The 21,602-nt window shown below is 49.4% G+C and carries 21 protein-coding genes; 15 read left to right on the forward strand and 6 right to left on the reverse strand.

Annotation, left to right across the window (positions count from 1 at the left end; all coding sequences use genetic code 11):
• The first annotated feature begins 90 nt into the window (after positions 1 to 90).
• The 9 genes from ftsZ to dnaE all read left to right on the forward strand — a co-directional run bounded on the left by ftsZ (position 91) and on the right by dnaE (position 9,406).
• The gene (gene ftsZ / locus NG665_RS03400) at positions 91 to 1,332 is read left to right on the forward strand and encodes a cell division protein FtsZ (protein WP_252673884.1); all 1,242 of its coding nucleotides are present in this window, start codon (positions 91 to 93) and stop codon (positions 1,330 to 1,332) included.
• Between the two features lie 130 nt (positions 1,333 to 1,462).
• Positions 1,463 to 2,287 (forward strand): purine nucleoside phosphorylase YfiH/LACC1 family protein, encoded by an 825-nt coding sequence (locus NG665_RS03405; RefSeq protein WP_252673885.1) that lies wholly within the window; start codon positions 1,463 to 1,465, stop codon positions 2,285 to 2,287.
• 54 nt (positions 2,288 to 2,341) lie between these two features.
• The gene (locus NG665_RS03410; protein ID WP_252673886.1) at positions 2,342 to 2,752 is read left to right on the forward strand and encodes a cell division protein SepF; all 411 of its coding nucleotides are present in this window, start codon (positions 2,342 to 2,344) and stop codon (positions 2,750 to 2,752) included.
• A gap of 2 nt (positions 2,753 to 2,754) precedes the next feature.
• Positions 2,755 to 3,042 carry a YggT family protein gene (locus tag NG665_RS03415; RefSeq protein ID WP_252673887.1) on the forward strand — a complete coding sequence of 96 codons (288 nt, stop codon included), beginning with the start codon at positions 2,755 to 2,757 and terminating at the stop codon, positions 3,040 to 3,042.
• A 170-nt stretch (positions 3,043 to 3,212) separates the two neighbouring features.
• The gene (locus NG665_RS03420) at positions 3,213 to 3,794 is read left to right on the forward strand and encodes a DivIVA domain-containing protein (protein WP_252673888.1); all 582 of its coding nucleotides are present in this window, start codon (positions 3,213 to 3,215) and stop codon (positions 3,792 to 3,794) included.
• 87 nt (positions 3,795 to 3,881) lie between these two features.
• Positions 3,882 to 4,391 (forward strand): signal peptidase II, encoded by a 510-nt coding sequence (lspA, locus tag NG665_RS03425; RefSeq protein WP_252673889.1) that lies wholly within the window; start codon positions 3,882 to 3,884, stop codon positions 4,389 to 4,391.
• A 68-nt stretch (positions 4,392 to 4,459) separates the two neighbouring features.
• Positions 4,460 to 5,317, forward strand: coding sequence for an RluA family pseudouridine synthase (locus tag NG665_RS03430; protein WP_252674081.1), 858 nt, complete (start codon positions 4,460 to 4,462; stop codon positions 5,315 to 5,317).
• A gap of 21 nt (positions 5,318 to 5,338) precedes the next feature.
• Positions 5,339 to 5,800: a GNAT family N-acetyltransferase gene (locus NG665_RS03435; RefSeq protein ID WP_252673890.1), complete on the forward strand. Its 462-nt coding sequence runs from the start codon at positions 5,339 to 5,341 to the stop codon at positions 5,798 to 5,800.
• Positions 5,801 to 5,857: 57 nt separating this feature from the next.
• Complete coding sequence (dnaE, locus tag NG665_RS03440) at positions 5,858 to 9,406, forward strand: DNA polymerase III subunit alpha (RefSeq protein ID WP_252673891.1); 3,549 nt, start codon at positions 5,858 to 5,860, stop codon at positions 9,404 to 9,406.
• A 61-nt stretch (positions 9,407 to 9,467) separates the two neighbouring features.
• On the opposite strand, the gene NG665_RS03445 is transcribed toward dnaE, so the two are convergent.
• Genes NG665_RS03445 through NG665_RS03470 form a run of 6 tightly spaced genes read right to left on the reverse strand, consistent with a single transcriptional unit; the run spans position 9,468 to position 13,317 of the window.
• Positions 9,468 to 9,695, reverse strand: coding sequence for an RNA-binding S4 domain-containing protein (locus NG665_RS03445; protein ID WP_252673892.1), 228 nt, complete (start codon positions 9,693 to 9,695; stop codon positions 9,468 to 9,470).
• Entirely contained in the window at positions 9,688 to 10,257 is a 570-nt protein-coding gene (locus NG665_RS03450) for a DedA family protein (protein ID WP_252673893.1), read from the reverse strand. The genes NG665_RS03445 and NG665_RS03450 overlap by 8 nt, the downstream gene beginning before the upstream one ends.
• A gap of 3 nt (positions 10,258 to 10,260) precedes the next feature.
• Positions 10,261 to 10,656 (reverse strand): Fur family transcriptional regulator, encoded by a 396-nt coding sequence (locus NG665_RS03455; RefSeq protein ID WP_252673894.1) that lies wholly within the window; start codon positions 10,654 to 10,656, stop codon positions 10,261 to 10,263.
• A 40-nt stretch (positions 10,657 to 10,696) separates the two neighbouring features.
• Complete coding sequence (locus NG665_RS03460; protein ID WP_252673895.1) at positions 10,697 to 11,560, reverse strand: metal ABC transporter permease; 864 nt, start codon at positions 11,558 to 11,560, stop codon at positions 10,697 to 10,699.
• On the reverse strand, positions 11,553 to 12,278 hold the full coding sequence (locus tag NG665_RS03465) for a metal ABC transporter ATP-binding protein (protein ID WP_252673896.1): 726 nt from the start codon (positions 12,276 to 12,278) through the stop codon (positions 11,553 to 11,555). Before NG665_RS03465 ends, NG665_RS03460 begins: the two co-directional genes overlap by 8 nt.
• 4 nt (positions 12,279 to 12,282) lie before the next feature.
• Positions 12,283 to 13,317, reverse strand: coding sequence for a metal ABC transporter substrate-binding protein (locus NG665_RS03470; RefSeq protein ID WP_252673897.1), 1,035 nt, complete (start codon positions 13,315 to 13,317; stop codon positions 12,283 to 12,285).
• Positions 13,318 to 13,509: 192 nt separating this feature from the next.
• On the opposite strand from NG665_RS03470, the gene NG665_RS03475 reads away from it, so the two are divergent.
• From NG665_RS03475 to NG665_RS03500, 6 genes are all read left to right on the forward strand, one after another.
• Positions 13,510 to 14,904: a glycine--tRNA ligase gene (locus NG665_RS03475; RefSeq protein ID WP_252673898.1), complete on the forward strand. Its 1,395-nt coding sequence runs from the start codon at positions 13,510 to 13,512 to the stop codon at positions 14,902 to 14,904.
• Entirely contained in the window at positions 14,879 to 16,123 is a 1,245-nt protein-coding gene (locus NG665_RS03480; protein ID WP_252673899.1) for a YibE/F family protein, read from the forward strand. Before NG665_RS03475 ends, NG665_RS03480 begins: the two co-directional genes overlap by 26 nt.
• 2 nt (positions 16,124 to 16,125) lie before the next feature.
• Positions 16,126 to 17,349, forward strand: a complete 1,224-nt coding sequence (dusB, locus tag NG665_RS03485) for a tRNA dihydrouridine synthase DusB (protein ID WP_252673900.1) — start codon at positions 16,126 to 16,128, stop codon at positions 17,347 to 17,349.
• A gap of 47 nt (positions 17,350 to 17,396) precedes the next feature.
• Positions 17,397 to 18,647, forward strand: coding sequence for a deoxyguanosinetriphosphate triphosphohydrolase (locus NG665_RS03490; protein WP_252673901.1), 1,251 nt, complete (start codon positions 17,397 to 17,399; stop codon positions 18,645 to 18,647).
• 118 nt (positions 18,648 to 18,765) lie between these two features.
• Positions 18,766 to 19,995 carry a substrate-binding domain-containing protein gene (locus tag NG665_RS03495; protein ID WP_252673902.1) on the forward strand — a complete coding sequence of 410 codons (1,230 nt, stop codon included), beginning with the start codon at positions 18,766 to 18,768 and terminating at the stop codon, positions 19,993 to 19,995.
• A 91-nt stretch (positions 19,996 to 20,086) separates the two neighbouring features.
• Entirely contained in the window at positions 20,087 to 21,595 is a 1,509-nt protein-coding gene (locus NG665_RS03500) for a sugar ABC transporter ATP-binding protein (protein ID WP_252673903.1), read from the forward strand.
• Positions 21,596 to 21,602 lie beyond the last annotated feature (7 nt).

Below are 21,602 nucleotides of genomic sequence, written 5' to 3' on the forward strand. Positions count from 1 at the left end.
CAACCCGAATGTAAATTCTCTACCTTGTGCGCGAGGTTGGACGAATAAAACTTCAAGTTTCACTTGAAGTTTTCTAGGGAAACGAGAGATATGTTCAGTAGTAATGCAAACATCAAAGTTGTTGGTGTCGGTGGCGGTGGCGTTAACGCAGTTGACCGCATGGTTCAAGATGGTCTAGTAGGCGTCGATTTCGTTGCCGTCAATACAGATAATCAGAGTTTGGCGAAGTCTGAGGCTGAAACGAAACTCGATATTGGTCGAGATATTTCGAACGGACTTGGTGCTGGTGCCGATCCAACTGTGGGACGGCGAGCTGCTGAAGAAAATGCCGATACCATTAAAGAAACTCTCAAAGATGCCGATATGGTCTTTGTTACTGCTGGCGAAGGCGGCGGAACTGGTACTGGTGCAGCGCCGGTAGTTGCCCAGATTGCGCGCGATCTGGGGATCTTAACAATTGGTGTGGTAACGCGCCCATTTACCTTCGAAGGCCGCCAACGAGCAAATAATGCCGATAGTGGAATTGCGGCTTTGCGTGAAGCGGTCGATACGTTGATTGTTATTCCTAACGATCGCCTTTTGCAGATTTCAGAAGAGTCGCTATCAGTTATCGAAGCATACCGCTTAGCAGATCAAGTTCTGCGCTCGGGTGTTCAGGGAATTTCTGATCTCATTACCAAGCCTGGTCTGGTTAATCTCGATTTCGCAGACGTTAAAGCCATTATGAAAGATGCCGGCACCGCGCTGATGGGAATCGGTGTTGCAACTGGTGAAGATCGTGCAATGCGCGCAGCAGAAATGGCTATTTCTTCGCCACTGCTCGAGGCACGCATTGATGGTGCGCGCGGCGTTCTCCTTGCCTACACGGTTTCAGAAAGCTTTGGCTTGCATGAGTTGGCACACGCTTCGGAACTGATCAAGGAATCAGTGGCCGATGATGCGAATATTATTTTCGGTGTCACGTTCGATGATAACGTTGGTGATGAAGTACGTTTAACTGTTATCGCAGCTGGATTCGATCAGGAAAATGATTATCTTCTTGCTCAAACCAAGAAACATACTCCGGGTGAAGTTCGCCAAGAAAGTCGCGCTAAGCATGTGATGTCTGATCCGGTGCAACGCCACAGCGATGGCGCACATCCAGCTACGCCGGCGCGAGCACCGCAGGCTGGCGATGAAACTGTGACTTCTGCCCATCCAGGTCTAGCAAGCCAGGAACCACCAGTTGTGCCTCCACCAACGTCACTAGATGTTCCGCCTACCTTAGAAGACGAGAAACTCAGTCGGCGCCCGGATCTCGATATCCCAGATTTCTTAGTTAACGGAAACTAGAAGTTTTACCAACCTCAACTTCAACGGGGGTCATGCACAGTGCATGACCCCCGTTGTACGCTATTATCAGCGGCGATCGGGTGATTTAAGCGCCTTATTCAGTTAGGTGTGAGAGCCTTGTTAGTTGGAAATGAATCTAGACTTTGGGCAGATCGCAGCCAGTAGTGGAGGAGTTATGCAAATCTTAGAAGATTGCGGTATTTCATATATGTTTACCACTGTGGATGGAGGCAGATCGTCTGCGCCGTTTGCATCTGCCAATCTTGGTTTCCACGTTGGAGATAACCCTAGCGATGTCGCATACAATCGACGTCGTGCCCAAGAAAAAATAGGTAAACCGATTGTGTGGATGGACCAGGTCCATGGAGCCCGTATCGCGCCGGTTACTGGTGGAAAACTCGGGGAAATAGCGTTGGATTCTTATGGTTTTTATAGTGCTGGCGAAGCTGATGGGATGATTTTAGAGCGCAGTCAGACTCCGCGTTCAGGACTAGCGTTGGCGGTGATGGTTGCTGATTGTGTGCCGGTCTTGCTTGCCGATGTGACGGGGCGGCGGATAGCGGCGATACATATGGGGCGAGCCGGTATGGAGAAAAATATCGTTGGCAAGGCAATCGACCTTTTTATTGAGCGCGGCTCACGGCCAGAAAACATCGCTGCATGGTTTGGTCCACATATTTGTGGTAGGTGCTATGAGGTTGATGATGATCTTGCCCAGCGCATGCCGTCAGCTGTGCGGAGCTTGACGCGTTGGGGTACGCCAGGTATTGATATAGCCTATGGGGGAGTTCTACAAGCGCAACAGCGCAGGGTTAGAGTCGAGGTCAGTGCGCAATGTACATACGAAGATGCGAACTACTATTCTCACCGGCGCGCAACTCACCAGCAGCATAGCACTGGACGGTTCGCAGGGGTCATTTCGTTACAACCCGGCGACACGCCTGTAAAATACTAGGTTTTTTACGCGTTTGCGCATAGTTTAATCTCAGTAAGACCAAAGGAGAGCGCTATGGGAATTTTTGATCGAATCGCAGCTAAGGCTACCCCGTATGAGGATGAAGCCGACTACGAGGCATACGATCAGTACGCTGACGATGAATACTATGAGGACGAAGCGCAGCTAGCTCCATTGCACTCTATCCCTTCGGTACCGGAGGTAGCCCGTATAGTTACCGTTTGGGTAACCGACTTCAAAGAAGTCAAGGACTTTGCAACTGAGTATCGCCAAGGATTGCCTGTTATTTTGAATTTGTCAGATGCCAGCAACGATGACCGCAAGCGAATTGTTGATTTCGCACTCGGCTTGGTGTTCGGCCTTGAAGGCGCATTTTCGCGGATTTCAGAAGATGTATTCTTGTTGACCCCACAATCAGTCAAGCTTGACTCGATGGGTGCTGAAGAGCCACATAACTTCGGGTGATAATGTCTTATCTCCTTATTTTACTGATTTGGCTGTGTAGCATATACACCTTTATCCTTTTTGCGCGGGTAGTCATCGATTTAACTATGACGCTGGCACGGCAATGGCGACCAGAAGGCGTGATTGTTGTTCTTTTTAACATCGTCTACATGCTCACTGATCCGCCGTTGCGCCTAGTTAATCGCTATATTCCGCCGTTGCGCCTGGGCGCTGTGGCACTCGATGTTGGATTTATCTTAGTCTTCGTCGCTGTGCGAGTGATTCAGAACATCGCTATATCCTTCCTGTAGGGTTTTAGGTATTTATGCCCATTCTCAGTTCACCAACGGGATAATTTGGGTATTTTTTGAGATCAGAGAAGAACGAAATTTGCTGTGAATTACCCTTCGGAGCCATTACTCTAGTAATCTATCGTGTTAGGTACTCAATTCGGAGTACGAGAATTATAACGAGGTGAAAAATGGCTCAGCTTTCTGAACAAGATGTTGTAAACAAGCAGTTCAAGGAGCCCGCTTCCATCACGGATGGCTACGACCAAGACGACGTCGACTTTTTCCTAGACGAAGTCGCTGAGACTATTGCGAAACTTACTGCAGAAAAAGCAGAACTGCAGGAGAAGCTAGCACGTGCCGAAGCTCGGGTAACTGAACTAGAAAACGCCCAGGGCGTTTCCCAGCCACAGGCATCGTCTGTTGCTCCTACCGATGCAGCATCAACAACATCGTTGGCTCCAGTCTCAGTTGACAACGAAGCCACTGAAGCAACGTCTGTTTTGGCAATGGCCAAGCAGCTACACGATAAGTTCGTTGCCGATGGTAAGGCAGAAAACGAGCGTTTGATCGCTGAAGGTGAAGCAGAAAAGGTACGCATCATCACCGAAGCTGAAGATATTCACAACCGTACCCTTACTAAGCTCGAAGAAGAGCGTTCACTTATCGAGCGCAAGATCGCTGAGCTACGTGACTTTGAACGCGATTACCGTACTCGTCTTAAGAGCTACCTCGAGTCTCTCCTGCACAACGTGGATTCCACGCAACAGTAAGAGCTCACAGCTTACTTGGGGACCGGCACTGACTCATTGGTGCCGGTCCTTTTCGTTACGTAGCTCGAGGTTTGTTACAATCGTTAAGTGACTAAAAAGAATGTAATACGTGCGCTAGTAGTTGCCGTTATTGTCCTCGTCCTCGATCAGATCTCCAAACATTGGGCACTATCTGAGCTCATCGATGGACAAACGATCAGCTTACTCGGAGATTTTCTGAGCTTACATCTAGTGCACAATCCTGGTGCAGCCTTTTCATTCCTTGACAATGCAACCTGGGTGTTCACGCTCATCGCAACATTATTCGTTGTCTTCTTTCCGTTCTTTTTACGTCGAGTAACATCAGGGATGGTTGTGATGTGGGGAGCCATGATTTGGGGCGGAGCTTTCGGAAATCTTATTGATCGCTTATTACGTGCTCCAGGCTTCCCGCAAGGTCACGTTGTTGACTTTATCCAGTACTCAGATTGGTTCATCGGCAATATCGCCGATATTGCTTTAGTTGTAGGATTCATCGGGCTCGGCGCACATGAACTTTTCGGATCTTCGACACCTGAACCTGACACAGTTCTCGATCACGATCATTCCCAGGAGTAACAGTGACGAATAGCTATTTTGTTCCCGAGGGTTTTGCCGGCGGGCGCATAGATTCCGTTGTTGCGAAAATGACGGGAATCTCGCGTTCTAAAGTCGCTGATCTGATAGCTGCTGGTGATATTACAGTTGATGGAGTGGTTCCGGGAAAGTCAGATCGAGTCGAAGCTGATGCCCTCATTGACATTACTATGCCCAAGCCTGCCAACCTCGAACCTCAACCCACGCCAGTGCACGCAATGGAGGTTTTATACGAAGACGAAGATATCATCGTCGTCGATAAACCGGCAGGAGTTGCAGCGCACGCCTCACAGAATTTCGATGGTCCGAATGTGTTAGGTGCGTTGCTGGCATCTGGTGTGCGGCTGACTACCTCTGGACCGCAAGAACGCATGGGGATCGTTCATCGCCTCGATGTGGGAACTACTGGTGCGATGGTCGTTGCTAAATCAGAATTGGCCTATACCATGCTCAAACGAGCCTTCCGGGAACGTAGTGTCACGAAGGTTTATCACGCCTTGGTTCAAGGACACCCAGATCCGATGAGTGGCACTGTTGAAGCGCCAATTGGTCGTGACCATCGCCATCAATGGCGCATGGCTGTTCGCGCCGATGGCAAACCCTCGATAACTCACTATGACACGTTGGAAGCTATGGCTGGCGCCAGTTTGATTGAGGTTCATCTTGAAACTGGTCGCACCCATCAAATTCGAGTACACATGAGTGCTTTGAAGCATCCGTGTGTTGGTGATGATATGTATGGTGCTGATCCGCGGCTCTCTGAACGGTTGAGCCTGGAACGCCAGTGGCTACATGCGGTTCGCTTGGGACTACATCATCCGCGCACAGGTCATTTTATGCAGTTTCAGTCCCAGTATCCGCAAGATTTACGCCACGCACTTGATCTTATGCGCAGCGGTCTGATGTGATGAATTCAAGGAGCTATGGTCATGGAAATCGAACGCATTTTATGGGATGGCGATTTGAGCCGGGCCGTTGAGCTACGTAACCAGGTATTTATCAAAGAGCAAGGGGTTCCTCCTGAGTTAGAACATGACGAGCGCGATAGGCTCGTAGGGACCTATCATGTCATCGTTAGCCGCCAGATAGGTGGGCCTGCTTTAGGTACTGGGCGCATCTTTCGGGGCGCAGATGGCCGGGTTCATATTGGCCGGGTTGCAGTCCAGCACAGCGTGCGCGGATTGGGTGTGGGTGCGATGGTTATGCACGAGCTTCATGCTATTGCCGGCGAAGTTTTTGCCGACGACGACGCGGTGGAAGTTTTCTTGTCGGCGCAATTAGCGGCGGTGGAGTTTTATCATAAGCTTGGCTACGAAATACTTAGCGAGGGTATTTATCTCGATGCTGGTATTGAACATAAGGATATGTCGATCGTTATACCAGCCGTGTGAGAATCTACGTGACCTAGACACCAGACACGAGCGGGGCTAAGTTATTAGACTGTAGCTATGGCTGGAAAAAACTTCGCGCACTTACATGTTCATACCGATTATTCGTTGCTTGATGGAGCAGCGAAAATTAATAAGCTTGTTGCTGAAGTTGCGCGCTTAGAACAGCCTGCGGTGGCAATTACTGATCATGGCTATCTTTTTGGCGCATACGAAATGTATAAGGCGGCTAGTGCTGCTGGGATTAAGCCAATTATTGGCCTTGAAGCCTACATGACCCCAGGTACGTCACGCTTTGATCAAACACGCCAGTTGTGGGGAAGTCCTGGGCAACGTGCTGATGATGTCTCAGCTCGAGGAGCCTATACGCATATGACGTTGCTGTCGGAAAATAATACTGGCATGCATAATCTTTTCCGGATGAACTCCCTTGCTTCCTTAGAAGGGCAGATGGGTAAATGGCCGCGGATGGATCGAGAATTATTAGAGACATACCACGAAGGTTTAATCGGTACTGCCGGATGTCCTTCAGGTGAAGTCCAGACGCGCTTGCGCTTGGGGCAATGGGATGAGGCGTTAAAAGCTGCTGGTGAACTTCAAGATATTTTTGGCAAAGACAATTTCTTTATTGAAGTGATGGATCACGGGCTAGAAATTGAGCGTCGAGTACAAAAGGATCTGCTCAAGATCGCCAAAATGATTGATGCGCCCTTAATAGCCACCAATGATTCCCATTATGTTAAGCGCGAAGATCGCGATATTCAAGATGCTATGTTGTGTATCAATTCCGGTTCGACGCTAATGGATCCAGATCGATTCAAATTCGATGGTGATGGCTACTATATAAAGTCCTCTGAAGAGATGTGGCGTCAGTTTGAAGATCTACCGCAGGCGGTAGAAAATACGTTGCTGATCGCAGAAAGATGTAACGTATCCTTCCAAACTACTGCTGATGGAATCAGCTATATGCCAGCATTTCCAGTTCCACCTGGCGAAGATGAAACATCGTGGTTTATCAACCAGGTAGAAGCCGGTTTGCTTAAACGCTACAACGGTTCCATTCCCCAACATGTGCGTGAACGTGCTGATTACGAAGTCGGCGTCATCACCTCGATGGGGTTCCCGGGCTACTTCCTTGTTGTTTCTGACTACATTAAGTGGGCTAGAGAACACGGCATTCGAGTTGGCCCTGGTCGTGGGTCGGGTGCTGGATCGATGGTGGCTTATGCTCTTGAAATTACTCAGCTTGATCCAATCAAGCATGATTTGCTTTTCGAACGTTTCTTAAACCCAGAACGTGTTTCTCTGCCAGATATCGACGTTGATTTCGACGATCGTCGTCGTGAAGAAGTAATCCGATACGTTGAACAAAAGTATGGTACAGACAAAGTTGCCCAAGTTGTCACCTACGGAACGATCAAAACTAAGCAAGCGTTAAAAGATGCTGCGCGAGTTTTGGGGATGCCGTTCCAGATGGGCGATCAGCTTACCAAGGCACTGCCACCAGATGTGCAAGGAAAATCAATCGCAGTCAAAGATATCTACGATCCACAAGCCTCGCGCTATAACGAAGCTGGTGAGTTCCGGGAATTTGTGGAGGCGAATGCTGAAGCTAGACGAGTATATGATTTTGCACTTGGCTTAGAAGGCATGACACGGCAAACTGGCGTCCACGCGTGTGCAGTGATTATGTCATCGAAGTCGTTAACTGACGTCATCCCAGTGATGAAACGCCTCCAAGATGGTGCCATCATTACCCAATTCGAATATCCGCAGTGTGAAGAATTGGGCTTGGTGAAGATGGACTTCTTGGGTTTGTCTAATTTGACTGTTATCGAAGGTGCACTGGCAAACATCCGACAAAACGGTAAACAAGCTCCCGATATTGATGCTATTCCACTCGATGATAAAGAAACATACGAACTATTGGGACGAGCGGAAACATTAGGCATTTTCCAGCTCGATTCTCCAGGAATGCGTCAACTGCTTAAACAGATGAAACCCGATACCTTTGGCGATATTTCGGCAGTTTCAGCGCTTTATCGCCCCGGTCCGATGGGAGCAAATTCGCATACGAACTATGCGCTGCGCAAGAACGGATTACAAGAAAAGACCCCTATTCATCCCGAGCTAGCTACAGCTCTTGAAGACATTCTTGGTACCACGCACGGTTTAATTGTTTTCCAAGAACAAGTTATGCGTATTGCACAAAAGCTCGCTGGGTTCACTTTAGGACAAGCAGATATTTTGCGTAAAGCAATGGGTAAAAAGAAAGCCGATGTCCTTCAGCAACAATTTAAAGGTTTTGCCCAAGGGATGCGCGACCATGGTTATTCAGATCATGCGATTAACACCTTGTGGGAGATTCTTGTTCCCTTTGCCCAGTATGCGTTTAACAAGTCTCATTCCGAAGCATACGCTTTAGTCACCTACCAAACTGCTTACCTCAAGGCACATTATCCCAGTGAATACATGGCGGCATTGCTCACGTCGAATCAAAATAATAAGACTAAGGTTGCCACGTATCTAGCAGATAGTCGCCGAATGGGAATTCGGGTGAACGTACCGGATGTTAATAAGTCAATGGATGTTTATTCTGCCGTTGGTGACGAAGTTCGAGTGGGCTTGAGTTCAGTTCGTAATGTTGGCAAAAATGTTGTTGAAGGTATTATTAAGACCCGCCATGAAAGGGGAGAATTCACCTCCTTCCAGGATTTCTTGGATAAGGTTCCTGCCTCGGTGCTCAATAAGCGCGCGATCGAATGCTTGATTAAAGCCGGCGCATTTGATTCGCTGGGATATTCGCGGCGAGCATTGGTTGCGATTCACGATGAAGCAATTGAAGCTGTTCTTCCAGTTAAGCGAAACGAAGCAGGCGGACAATTCGACCTCTTTGGTGGCTTGGGTGAAGATAACCCGATCGCGCAATCTTTTAACGTTGATGTGCCAGATTTACCGGAGTGGGATAAGAAAGAAAAGCTTAACATCGAACGCGATATGTTAGGACTCTATGTTTCGGATCATCCACTATCTGGGCTAGAAGCATTCCTTGACCGGGCGGCAGATCACACGATTTTAGGTATCCAAAACGATGAAAATCCTGTTGATGGACACATTGTAACGGTTGCTGGCCTTATCACGACGGTTCAAACCCGTATCTCGCAAAAGAACGGGAAAACTTGGGCTACTGCGACGATTGAAGACTTTACTGGTTCTATCGAGGTTAATTTCTTCCCAGCAACCTATCAGTCTGTTTCGCAGTTCCTCATCCCCGATACGGTTGTCACTATTAAAGCGCGAATGTCAGTGCGTGAAAATGGTGTCCAACTCAATGCGATGGATATGAACGTTCCCCAGCTAACGGGTATGGCAGAAGATACTCCGCTAGATATTCAGATTCCAGAACGAATGCTGACTCAGCAGATGATGCAAAAACTTTCCGATACTTTGGCTCAGTATCCGGGGAAGGCACCAATTCGAGTCCATGTACGTCAAATGGGGAAAACAACTGTTGTTCAGCTACACGATGCATATAAGGTCAACGTCAACCCGTCGTTGCTATCGAGTCTACGAGTATTGCTGGGCAAGAATGCCCTGATGACGCAATAGCAATCTTGCTATAGCTGGGCTGCTGGCCGATATTGGCCAGCAGCCCAAAATTTCAAGGGTGTTAGCGACTAACTACTCGAGCGCGTAACGGTTTTTGGCCGGCATAACGCACTTCGACCAGATCGCCGTCGGTTAACTTTGCCGAGCGGTGAGTGTTGAGTTCCCCGTTGACGTAGACCTGTTCATTGAGAATTAATTCCCGGGCTTGACCGCCGGTATCGGCAAGCCCGGCAAGTTTAACGAACTGTCCGAGTTGGATCGGGAGGCGGACGTCGAATTCTTCAATCATTTTCGTTTCCTAACGTGGAGGAATTATCGTCATATATGATGTCATCTCCTGCGCGCTTTCGACGCAGGAAAAAGATACCGTAGAGGCCGAGAAGGATAATAATTAATAGTGGCCCCCACCAGGATTGGGTAGCAGAAAGAACCGCTGCTTTCCACACCGCCCATCCGATTGTGGAATAGATACCAGCCCAGGCTATACCACCGGGAATCATAGCGGCAGTGTACTTAGGCCACGGCATACGCAAGATACCTGCGGCGAGGTTAGCAATCGTTTGAAAACCAACCGTGAGAAACGAGAAGGTGATAATCGGCCAGCCACGTTCTTGTACGCTCTTCACGCCACGTTTTACCCGCTCGCTTTCTAGCCACCGGGCAAACCGCGACGTCGAAGCTCGCTTCTGATTCGGCGTCGAAACGCGGTGGTGGAGGACGTAAGTGATATATCGACCCAGCCAGTACGTTCCTTGGGCGCGGAAGAAGATCACGACACACAAAAACAAGAAAACTGCGAGTAAGGGACCTTCTGAGACGAAAGTCGAAATATCTGAAACCAGGCTAGACATCGACTATGCTTCGCTAGCCGAACAATCTGCACATAAACCGAAAATTTCAAACGAGTGCGACACCCGAGTAAAACCGTGTTCTGCGGCAACTCCGTCGGCCCATTTTTCTATTCCAGCCCCAGAGACTTCCACTGTTTTTCCACATGAACGGCACACCATGTGATGGTGATGGACAGCTTCACCGCAGAATCGGAAAAGCTGGGTTTCAGAGTTTTCTAGGCGCAACACATCAACATCGCCGCTGGCAGCCAACGCCTGAAGATTGCGGTAGACGGTAGCCAAACCGATAGTTTCGCCTGACTTATCAAGCATATCGTGGACTTCTTGTGCCGAAAGGAAGTTATTTTCCGACCGTAAAAGCTCCCATATCGCTTCACGCTGTTTCGTCATGCGCTGCATTGATTCCCCTTACGATTCCTAAACGAGCCCCAGGTTCGCACTATGAATGGCTAGAGTGCCGTCTGCCTTGTAACCCTAGTATAACTGGACGAGCGATTGCGACAAGAAGGTAAAGGCTCACAGCGTACAAAACTATAGTTGCTCCAGGTGACCATGGCCAATAGTAGGTGGTGATCAAGCCGCTCGTAGCAACCACAATGCCGATACCCATAGCCAAATACATTGTTGATCTAAACGAATGAGTAACCATGTGAGCGATCGCAACCGGAATAATCATTAGCGCCGAGACGAGTAACGCCCCTACTACTCGCATTGCTACTGACACTGTCAAAGCCGCAGTTACTGCAATGAGTCCAGAGAGGAAAACAGTAGGAAGACCAGAGGCGCGGGCATGTTCTTCGTCCTGACACAACACGAAGAGTGCTGGGCGCAGACCTAAACCGATTGCCAAAATAATGACGCATAGAACAAGGGTTAGCCAAACATCGACGTTGGTAACTGTTGAGATGGATCCGAAAAGATATGAGGTTAGATTCGACGTGGTGCCACCGGCAATGCCGATAAGAATAACACCACCAGCGATGCCGCCATAAAATACCAGTGCGAGTGCGACGTCGGCAGACGAATTGCCACGACGACGCATCCACTCAATAAGCAAGGCGCCAGCAATTGAGGCGATAATTGCTCCCGGAATCGCCCAAGCATCACGATTAGTAGCTTGTGCAGCATTAGCAGCCAACCATCCCAAAGCCACGCCGGTAAGAGCAATATGGCCGATGCCATCGCCTAAGAGTGTCAATCTACGTTGAACCAGATACGTGCCCACAACAGGTGCTGCTAACCCAACAAGTATGGCAACTATGAGGGCTCGAATCATGAGTGGAGAAGAGAGGAAATCAAGCATGGTTATCCTCGCATTGACAAGCTAACGTGCTGGGATGTTCCATGACTACGTCATGGTTACGGTGGTGGATTAGGCGCCCTTCTGAGACTTCATGGACCTGGTCGATGATTGAGTCTAGGTTATAAATATCGTGGAGCACCATCACGATTGTGGTACCTAGAGCTTTGAGGTGGGTAAGCGTTTGGGTGATGTTTTCCCGAGATTGTGAATCGATACCGGCAAATGGTTCATCGAGTATAAGGAGATCGGGATCGCGCACGAGTGCGCGTGCTAGAAGCACACGTTGTTGTTGGCCACCAGAAAAAGTTTGAACTGATTCATTAGCCCGGTGTTCTAAGCCAACAGTTTGCAAGGCTTGCAGTGCTCGTGCTTTGGCGTGAGGGGGTAACCTGAAATGCCAGCCATGGACGAAACCGGAAATGACTGTTTCTATTGCAGAGGCAGGGATTGTTCCAGCTTGCGCAACACGCTGTGGTGCGTAGCCGATGCGGTGCCAGGCTGTCTTAGCTCCAAGAGGCTGGCCGAACAAGCGAATGTGGCCAGCTGAGGCGGGGATAGCTCCAACAATTGCTTTTACCAGTGTTGATTTACCTGAGCCGTTAGCGCCCAGAATCGCAACAGTTGCCCCGGCATCGATCGTGAGGTCAATACCGTGCAAGATCGGCACTCCGCCGAGTTTGACATGCAGTCCTTGGACGCTAACAGCTGGATAAGTCATAGGTTTACTTTACACATCTCATCGACTCGGCAAGAGTCTGGAGATTCTTTTCCATAATAGATATGTAATCACCGGATTGTTCATCTCGGGTGGCAGCAACGTCGAGGACGCCAAACTGCGTACCGGTTTCTTGCGCCAAAGTTCGAGCAACTTTTTCTTCACCGTTGGTCGGGGTAAATATAGTGGTGATCTTTTCAGATTCCACGAGCTTCTTAACTTCTGCGATGCGTGCCGGCGAGGGTTCAAACTCCGGGTCGATTCCGGCGATACTGATCTGCTCAAGCCCATACTCGTGGGCCAAATAGCCAAAGGCTGCATGTGTGACGATAAATGACTTTGTTTCACAGGTCGCACTCAATGTGGCACTGAATTTCTCGTCTAGATCCGTTAGCTTCGCGATCAGGGCATCAGCGTTGGACTTGTAGTCAGCAGCATGTTCTGGATCTTTTTCGCTAAGCGTGCTTGCAATCGTTGCTGCAGCATCTGCCATCCGCTCTGGATCAGTCCAAAAATGCGGATCATAAATGCCATGATCGTGTTCGTCGTGGTCTGCGTGTTCGTCGTGGTCTGCGTGTTCGTCGTGGTCTGCGTGTTCGTCGTGGTCTGCGTGTTCGTCGTGGTCTGCGTGTTCAGCGTGCTCGTTCGTTGTCTCGGCGTTGGGTAACAGATCTACGGATTGCCCGATATTTATGGCGTTTACATCAGCGGAGGCCACGGCGTCGTCAATCGCTGGCGATAGCTTAGCTAAGTAGAAAACGACGTCAGACTTTTGCATGTCGGAAATTTCTTTGGGGGAGAGCTCAACGCCATGAGCATCTGAACCTGGGGGTGTGAGATCAGTGATTGCTACATGTTCTCCGCCAATTTCAGAAACGAGATAGGTTAGTGGATAGAAGCTGGTGGTGACGGAAAGCTTGCCGTCCGCCGTCGTTGGTTCAGTAGCTGAGTCCGTAGAACAGCCTACAAGCGCAAGGGCACTGGCGCAGGTGAGGGTGAACAATTTTGCGAGAGTCGATACTCGTTGATTCGTTTGATACATATACTCATCAAACCCTAAATGAGAATCATTGTCATTTTAACGGTATGAAAACAGCGAAGTGTGGTGGCTTTAACGTCCCCAAATTCCCACTGATCGGAGCTGAAACGAGAGTTTGAGGGAGGGGAGACGTAGAATGAAAGAACGAATAATAACTGCATCATCCAGATGCAGACACTTGAAAGGAGCAGCCGCATGGCCAAACAGGCCCCATCGCGACTCGATAACGTTATTTCTCTTGCAAAACGACGCGGGTTCGTATTCCCCTCAGGAGAAATCTATGGCGGTACCCGTTCAGCTTGGGACTACGGTCCGCTAGGAGTTGAACTGAAGGAAAATATTAAGCGCCAGTGGTGGAAGGCAAATGTTACCGCTCGCGAAGATATGGTGGGACTTGACTCATCTATTATCCTCCCGCGTGAGGTGTGGGTGGCATCAGGTCACGTCGCGACCTTCTCCGATCCGCTCATTGAGTGCCAACACTGCCATAAGCGACTGCGCGAAGATGATCTCATCGAGCAATATGCACAAAAGAAAGGCATTGCAGAGTCGGAAGTTTCGATGTCAGATGTGGCATGCCCAAATTGTGGTACTCGTGGGCAATGGACTGAATCGAAGCCATTTTCTGGCTTGCTCAAAACCTTCCTCGGCCCAGTCGATAACGAAGAGGGTTTGCACTACTTGCGCCCAGAAACCGCGCAAGGTATTTTCATCAACTTCCTCAACGTTGTTACGGCATCGCGTAAGAAACCGCCGTTTGGTATCGGACAGGTAGGAAAATCCTTCCGTAACGAAATTACGCCGGGAAACTTCATTTTCCGTACGCGCGAATTCGAACAGATGGAAATTGAATTCTTTGTTAAGCCCGGCGAAGATGAACAGTGGCATCAATCTTGGATTGACGCCCGGCTAGCATGGTACGAAGATCTCGGAATTTCACGCGATAATCTCCGGCTCTACGAACACCCTCAGGAAAAACTTTCCCATTATTCTAAGCGCACAGTTGATATCGAGTACCGCTTTGGATTCCAAGGATCAGATTGGGGCGAACTCGAAGGCATTGCGAATCGAACCGATTTCGACTTGTCATCACATTCTCAAGCATCTGGTAAGAAACTTGAGTATTTTGATCAAAGTACCTCAGAACGCTACACGCCATACGTCATCGAGCCTTCTGCAGGTCTAACGCGATCACTGATGGCCTTCTTAACCGAAGCATACACTGAAGACGAAGCGCCAAATACGAAGGGCGGAGTAGATAAGCGCGTAGTTCTCAAACTCGATCCTCGCCTAGCACCAGTTAAAGTTGCGGTTTTGCCGTTGTCGCGTTCCCAAGATTTGTCTCCTATGGCTCGCGAACTAGCAACCAAACTCCGTCGCTACTGGAACGTTGATTTCGACGACGCCGGGGCAGTTGGCCGGCGCTACCGTCGTCAAGACGAGATCGGTACTCCGTTCTGTGTCACGGTCGATTTCGATTCTCTCGAAGATCACTCGGTTACTATCCGAGATCGGGACACGATGGAACAGATTCGAATTCCGCTTGCCGAAGTCGAATCCTATCTTGCAGGCAAACTCGTTGGCTGCTAAGCACTCGATGGGTGGTGAGGAAAACACCCTCACCACCCATTCACATTCACATTCTGGCGCACTGGATCTCACGCCCACTGATCGGCGTCGAGTGCGATTAGCGTTAGCATGGGTTGTTATCCCCATAGCGCTCTTGACGGTTCTTGGCCTTTATCTGCTGTGGCCCACAACTGGAGCACTGGAAAGTGATGGCTCGAGCGCTATTGCATCTCGAGCAGAATTTGCTCCGGGAACCCAGCGCGTCATTGGAGAAATCAGTTTCATTGGGCAAACTGACGAAAATCGCCAGACGCCAGTGAAAATGCGGGTTGATGATGCGGAGGTCGGCGTCCACGTCCCATACGAGTTTGTGCACAACGGCTTAGATGTTGGCGATCGAATCCACGCCATCTTTTCACCCAGCCTCGCTCAAACCGACACAGCCTATATTTTTATCGACTTCGAACGATCAGTTCCAGTATGGGCGCTGATTATTCTCTATGCGCTTGTGGTTATTGTTGTAGCGCGCGGCAAAGGACTTGCGGCGCTGGTAGGACTGGGAGTTTCGCTCGCCGTCGTCGCAGTCTTTATGCTCCCGGCACTAATGGCTGGAAGATCGCCAATCCTGGTGGTGATAGTCGGTGCGATTTCCATGATGTTTACCTCCATTTATCTGGCACACGGAATATCTATTCGAACCACCACAGCGATCTTGGGGACTCTTGGCGGGCTGGTTATCACCGGGATCGTTGCATGGATATCAATCGATTCAATCAACTTAACCGGCACCTACGGTGAGGAGTCAGTAGGGTTATTTAGCCAGCTTGGTTTTTTGCGAATGGATCAGATCTTGTTGTGCGGAATGATCCTCGCCGGTTTGGGTGCGCTCAACGACGTCACCATCACCCAAGTATCGACGGTGTGGGAGTTGCACGCCGCAAATCCGCTTGCCCAACGTCGTAAAATCTTCCGCCAAGCAATGGTCATCGGTCGGGATCATATTGCCTCAACGGTATATACGTTAGCATTTGCCTATGTTGGATCAGCGCTACCGCTATTACTTAGCGCCGCACTAGTTGACCGCGGGATTGTTGATTTTTTCATGATCGGGCAAGTTACGGAAGAGATCGTGCGCACTTTAGTAGCCTCGGTTGGCCTAGTCCTTGCTATTCCAATGACGACGGCGATTGCGGCAGTTTTTGCGCCCGTAGCGCCAGCGATTGAGAAAGAAACCAACTGAGTATGAGTGTCCATATCGGTGAAGTGAGTTTGGGTGCGCCCGTCATCTTAGCCCCGATGGCAGGAGTCACCAATCCGCCGTTTCGGCAATTATGCCGTGAATTTGGTGAGGCCGGAGCGCGGGCGGCCGGTGTAGAACTACACCAGGATGCTAAGAAATCTGGTCATGCCTCCCAGGCTGGATTGTACGTATGTGAAATGATCACCTCGCGTGCGTTAATCGAGCGCACTCCAGAGACGATGACGATGATCAAGCCAGATCCACACGATCCAGTTCGTTCAATCCAGCTCTATGGGGTTGAGCCGAAAACAATCGCGCAAGCGGTTGATATTTTGGTCCGCGAAGATCGCGCTGATCATATCGATTTAAATTTCGGTTGCCCAGTTCCTAAAGTTACTCGCAAAGGTGGCGGTTCGGCGCTACCGTGGAAGCATCAACTTTTCTCCGATATCGTCCAAGGGGCAGTCAAGGCTGCTCACCGTGCCTCAACCGAGGCTGGACGAAACCACATTGTTCCAGTGACAGCTAAATTCCGTATCGGTATTGACGATGAGCATTCAACGTTTCGAGAAGTCGCGAAAATGAGCGCCGATGCTGGAATTTCGGCACTGACGTTGCATGCGCGCACCACCGAGCAACACTATTCTGGTCAAGCTCGATGGGAATATATCCAAGAGTTGAAGTCACTTTCGCCACTGCCAGTCTTTGGAAACGGCGACGTTTTTGAAGCCGATGATGCCCAGCGAATGATGGCTCAAACAGGTGCGGACGGGGTAAGTGTTGGTCGTGGCTGCCAGGGACGCCCGTGGCTATTTTTCGATCTCGTTGCAGCCGCTTATGGTAGTTCGCAACGCTATCGACCACATTTGGCACAAGTTGCCGATATTATTATTCGTCATGCGCAGCTCTCAGTGGAGCATTTTGCTGACGAACATCGCGCGATGCGTGAATTGCGCAAACACGTCGGATGGTATCTGCGCGGATTTTCAGTTGGTGGCCAGATGCGCCACCAACTTGGTCTCATCGAATCTGTGGAGCAGTTACGTCAACTCTTAGACACGTTGGATCTTGACCAGCCGTTCCCGGAGGCTGCAGGTGGCCCACGCGGCCGGGCTGGTGGGGCGAAACGTCCACATCTTCCAGAGTTTTGGTTAGATTCGCATGAGCTTTCGGATCGCCAGCAGGCGAAAATTCATGAAGCAGAAGTCAATACCTCGGGTGGCTGAAAAGATATATCGGTTTGACGGTTGAGTGGAAAGAATAAAGTAGGACCATGAGCTACGGCTATACATCGCATGATACCCAACGCTGGTTAAGCGAAGGAATTAAGAGCACGACGCGTACTGATTTCGAACGCGATCGAGGCCGTGTCTTGCATTCGGCTGCGTTGCGCCGGCTGGGTGCGAAAACTCAAGTGATGGGGCCAGAGTCTGATGATTTTATTCGGACTCGGTTGACGCATTCGCTCGAAGTTGCTCAGATCGGTCGCTCGCTTGCCAAGAACTTGGGAGCCGATCAAGACGTGGTGGAAACCGCTTGTTTGTGTCATGACCTGGGGCATCCGCCCTATGGTCATAACGGAGAAAAAGCACTCGATGAACTTGCGCAGTCTTTTGGCGGTTTTGAGGGCAATGCTCAAACGCTTCGTATTCTTACCCGGCTGGAACCCAAACGGTTTCATCCCGATGGATCACCAGCTGGGCTGAATTTAACTCGAGCTATTGTTGATGCGACAGTTAAATATCCGTGGACTCGTTTTGCCGGTCCCGCTGGTCAAGCTTCGCCAAAGTTTGGCGCCTACGACGACGACGTACCGGCATTTGTTTGGGCACATGAAGATCACGGGCGGTTGCGTTCTGCTGAGGCACAAATGATGGATCTAGCTGACGATATCGCCTATTCGGTTCATGACCTTGAAGACGGTATCTTCTCTGGCTATATTCCGCTCAGCCAACTTTCCCTTCATAACGATAAGGAGATAGCTGATGTTGTTGATTCTACGTTGGCGTGGTACCGATCTTCGGTTAGCGCCGATGAACTAGCTCAAGCAGGGCATAGAGTTCTACAGATGGTTGCCTGGCCAGCCCACTACACTGGTTCCCAGCGGGATATCGCTAAATTGAAAGATTATACCTCTGATCTTATTGGCCGTTTCGTTTCTGCAGTGACGCTTGCAACTCGCCAGGAGCATCCACAACCTCTACTGCGATATAGCGGTGATGTGGTTGTTCCACACGATACGGCGTTAGAAATTTTGTTTGTCAAGGGAATAGCGGTTCATTATGTGATGGCACCGCGAGAACAAGAGGCATCATATTTTGAACAGCGCACCTTGCTCTTTGATCTGATGGATGCGCTCGTAGAAGATCCGGTAGGGCGAATGGAACCCATGTTTGTTAAATTGTGGAAACGTGCCGAAGATGAAAATGCGCGACTGCGAGTTATTATCGATCAGATTGCTTCTTTGACCGACCAATCGGCACGTGTTTGGCATGCGCGCTATTGCGGGATGCTACGTCATTAGTTTCTATGTTGCAGATCTCTTTCTTGTAAGTGTATTCTGTCAGATGTCTGGTAAAAACCATTATTGAGTAGTTCAAGGTTGAGCCAGTTTGTCAATGAAGACTTAGAAGAGGATCGCAATGAAAAATATGACCAAGGTTGTAGCTGTCTCCCTGGGATCGCTGATGGCTCTCGCCGCTTGCTCCGGTGGTGACACTACTACATCGTCAGAAAGCTCCAGCACTGCTAACAACCAGAAGCCACTCGTGTGGTTCAACCGCCAGCCTTCGAACTCCTCAACTGGAGATCTTGATATGGATGCGTTGAACTTTAATGAAAACACCTACTACGTTGGCTTCGATGCTGCACAAGGTGCAGAGCTTCAGGGCCAAATGGTTGCTGACTACGTAGAGGCACACAAGGACACAATCGATCGTAACGGTGATGGAAAGATTGGTTACGTCCTAGCTATCGGAGACGTAGGCCATAACGATTCCATTGCTCGTACCCGTGGTGTTCGCAAGGCACTTGGCACTGCAGTTGAAGAAGGTGGAACTATTCTTTCGGACCCAACTGAAACCAACGCAAAGGCTGTCAAGGAAGGCGAACTTGGAAGCTTTAAGGTTGTTGAACTTGCCTCTAAGGAAATGAAGACCGGTGCTGGTGCTACCTGGGATGCTGGCACTGCTGGTGATACCATCACTGCATGGAGTGGTAAGTTCGGCGATGAAATCGATCTTGTTATCTCAAACAATGACGGTATGGGCATGGCAATGTTCAATAAGTGGGCAAAGGCCAACAAGGTTCCTACCTTCGGTTATGACGCCAACTCTGATGCTGTTGCTGCTATCGCTGATGGTTATGGCGGTACGATCTCCCAGCACGCTGACGTTCAGGCATATTTGACCTTGCGCGTTTTGCGCAATGCGCTTGACGGCAAGGACGTGATGGAAGGTATTTCCAAGGCTGACGAAGCTGGAAACGTCTTGTCCGATAAGGACTTCAAGTATGTTGAAGAAGAGCGTTCCTTCTACGCATTGAACGTTGCAGTTGGTGCAGATAACTACCAAGACTTCCTCGATTCGACCGTTACCTACAAGCCAGTGAGCAACCAGGTAACCGCTGATAGCAAGAAGGTTTGGCTCGATATCTACAATTCAGCTGATAACTTCCTTGGTTCAACCTACCAGCCGCTGCTTGAGAAGTATGACGACTTACTCAACCTCGAAGTAGAATACATCGGTGGTGATGGTCAGACTGAATCCAACATCACCAACCGTCTTGGTAACCCAGGATCGTATGATGCATTCGCGATCAACATGGTCAAGACGGACAACGCTTCTTCATACACCGCGCTCCTAAATCAGTAATTTTTAACAACTGAACACAGTTGCTAAAAATCGGAAGAATGGGGTAATTGAAGGTCACTTCAATTACCCCATTCTAAAGAGGAAAGAACTCATGACACACACCACTGAAGACCTCGTATTGACGATTCGGGGCATGTCAAAGTCATTTGGACGCAACCGGGTTTTAGACCATATCGATTTTGATGTCAAGCGCGGATCAATCATTGGCTTAATGGGAGAAAACGGCGCCGGCAAGTCAACAATGATGAAATGTCTTTTTGGAACCTATCAAAAAGACGAAGGCGAAATTAAGTTAGATGGCCATCCCGTAGCCTTCTCTGGGCCAAAAGAAGCTCTAGAAAACGGCATCGCGATGGTTCACCAAGAACTTAACCAAGCCTTGGAACGTTCTGTCGTTGACAATCTTTTCCTTGGTCGTTACCCCAAGACTAGCCTTGGTACAATTGATGAAACTCGCATGCGACGCGAAGCTGCTGATCTTTTCCGCCAACTGGGGATGACCGTAAACCTTACCCAGCCAATGCGGAAGATGTCAGTATCCCAACGTCAAATGTGTGAGATCGCCAAAGCGATTTCCTACAAGTCTCAAGTTATTGTGCTCGACGAACCGACGTCGTCGTTAACTGAACCTGAAGTTCGCAAGCTCTTTGAAATGATGCGCAAACTACGTGACCAGGGGATTTCATTGGTCTACATTTCGCATAAGATGGATGAGATTTTTGAAATTTGCGATCAAGTATCGGTTTTGCGCGACGGTAAACTTGTGATGACAAAAGATACCGATAAAACCGATATGAACGAGCTCATCACCGCGATGGTGGGACGTTCCTTAGATAACCGGTATCCAGAAGTAGATAACACGCCAGGTGAGCCGATTTTATCTATCAGCCATCTGTCTACCAAGTTTGCTCCGTTCATCAAAGATATTTCTTTCGACGTCAGAGAAGGAGAGATCTTTGGGCTTTATGGATTGGTGGGAGCTGGTCGTACCGAACTGCTCGAAACAATCTTTGGTGTGCGTACCCGCGCTACTGGACGCGTCTACTACCGTGGTAAGTTGATGAACTTCAACAAAGCACGCGAAGCGATAGACTCGGGCTTTGCGTTGATCACTGAAGAACGTAAAGCCGATGGCCTGTTTTTGAAGGGCGATCTGATTTTCAACACCACGATTGCGAATCTTCCAGCTTACAAGAAGAATCTGGCACTATCGGATCGACGTATGCAGGCGGCAACCGTATCAGAAATTCGTACGATGCATACTAAGACCACCGGGCCAGAAGAGCTGGTTTCAGCACTTTCCGGTGGTAACCAGCAAAAAGTTATTTTTGGTCGCTGGTTAGAACGTGAGCCCAAAGTGTTCATGATGGATGAACCTACTCGTGGTATCGACGTCGGTGCTAAATATGAAATCTATGAACTCATTATTCAGATGGCAAAGCGTGGAAAGACAGTGCTTCTCGTGAGCTCAGAGATGCCAGAAATCCTCGGAATCACTAACCGTATTGGCGTGATGTCTGCAGGACGTCTTGCTGGCATTGTTGAAACAAAAGACACTAACCAAGAAGAGCTGCTCCGGCTCAGCGCAAAGTACTTGTAAGAAAGGG

The organism is Arcanobacterium pinnipediorum, assembly GCF_023973165.1.
In the GTDB taxonomy this organism is placed as follows: Bacteria; Actinomycetota; Actinomycetes; order Actinomycetales; family Actinomycetaceae; genus Arcanobacterium; species Arcanobacterium pinnipediorum.

Coding starts and splice junctions, on each gene's coding strand:
- ftsZ (WP_252673884.1), top strand. CDS start 91: ATGTTCAGTAGTAATGCAAACATCAAAGTTGTTGGTGTCGGTGGCGGT.
- NG665_RS03405 (WP_252673885.1), top strand. CDS start 1,463: ATGAATCTAGACTTTGGGCAGATCGCAGCCAGTAGTGGAGGAGTTATG.
- NG665_RS03410 (WP_252673886.1), top strand. CDS start 2,342: ATGGGAATTTTTGATCGAATCGCAGCTAAGGCTACCCCGTATGAGGAT.
- NG665_RS03415 (WP_252673887.1), top strand. CDS start 2,755: ATGTCTTATCTCCTTATTTTACTGATTTGGCTGTGTAGCATATACACC.
- NG665_RS03420 (WP_252673888.1), top strand. CDS start 3,213: ATGGCTCAGCTTTCTGAACAAGATGTTGTAAACAAGCAGTTCAAGGAG.
- NG665_RS03430 (WP_252674081.1), top strand. CDS start 4,460: ATGACGGGAATCTCGCGTTCTAAAGTCGCTGATCTGATAGCTGCTGGT.
- NG665_RS03435 (WP_252673890.1), top strand. CDS start 5,339: ATGGAAATCGAACGCATTTTATGGGATGGCGATTTGAGCCGGGCCGTT.
- dnaE (WP_252673891.1), top strand. CDS start 5,858: ATGGCTGGAAAAAACTTCGCGCACTTACATGTTCATACCGATTATTCG.
- NG665_RS03445 (WP_252673892.1), bottom strand. CDS start 9,695: ATGATTGAAGAATTCGACGTCCGCCTCCCGATCCAACTCGGACAGTTC.
- NG665_RS03450 (WP_252673893.1), bottom strand. CDS start 10,257: ATGTCTAGCCTGGTTTCAGATATTTCGACTTTCGTCTCAGAAGGTCCC.
- NG665_RS03455 (WP_252673894.1), bottom strand. CDS start 10,656: ATGCAGCGCATGACGAAACAGCGTGAAGCGATATGGGAGCTTTTACGG.
- NG665_RS03460 (WP_252673895.1), bottom strand. CDS start 11,560: ATGCTTGATTTCCTCTCTTCTCCACTCATGATTCGAGCCCTCATAGTT.
- NG665_RS03465 (WP_252673896.1), bottom strand. CDS start 12,278: ATGACTTATCCAGCTGTTAGCGTCCAAGGACTGCATGTCAAACTCGGC.
- NG665_RS03470 (WP_252673897.1), bottom strand. CDS start 13,317: ATGTATCAAACGAATCAACGAGTATCGACTCTCGCAAAATTGTTCACC.
- NG665_RS03475 (WP_252673898.1), top strand. CDS start 13,510: ATGGCCAAACAGGCCCCATCGCGACTCGATAACGTTATTTCTCTTGCA.
- dusB (WP_252673900.1), top strand. CDS start 16,126: ATGAGTGTCCATATCGGTGAAGTGAGTTTGGGTGCGCCCGTCATCTTA.
- NG665_RS03490 (WP_252673901.1), top strand. CDS start 17,397: ATGAGCTACGGCTATACATCGCATGATACCCAACGCTGGTTAAGCGAA.
- NG665_RS03495 (WP_252673902.1), top strand. CDS start 18,766: ATGAAAAATATGACCAAGGTTGTAGCTGTCTCCCTGGGATCGCTGATG.
- NG665_RS03500 (WP_252673903.1), top strand. CDS start 20,087: ATGACACACACCACTGAAGACCTCGTATTGACGATTCGGGGCATGTCA.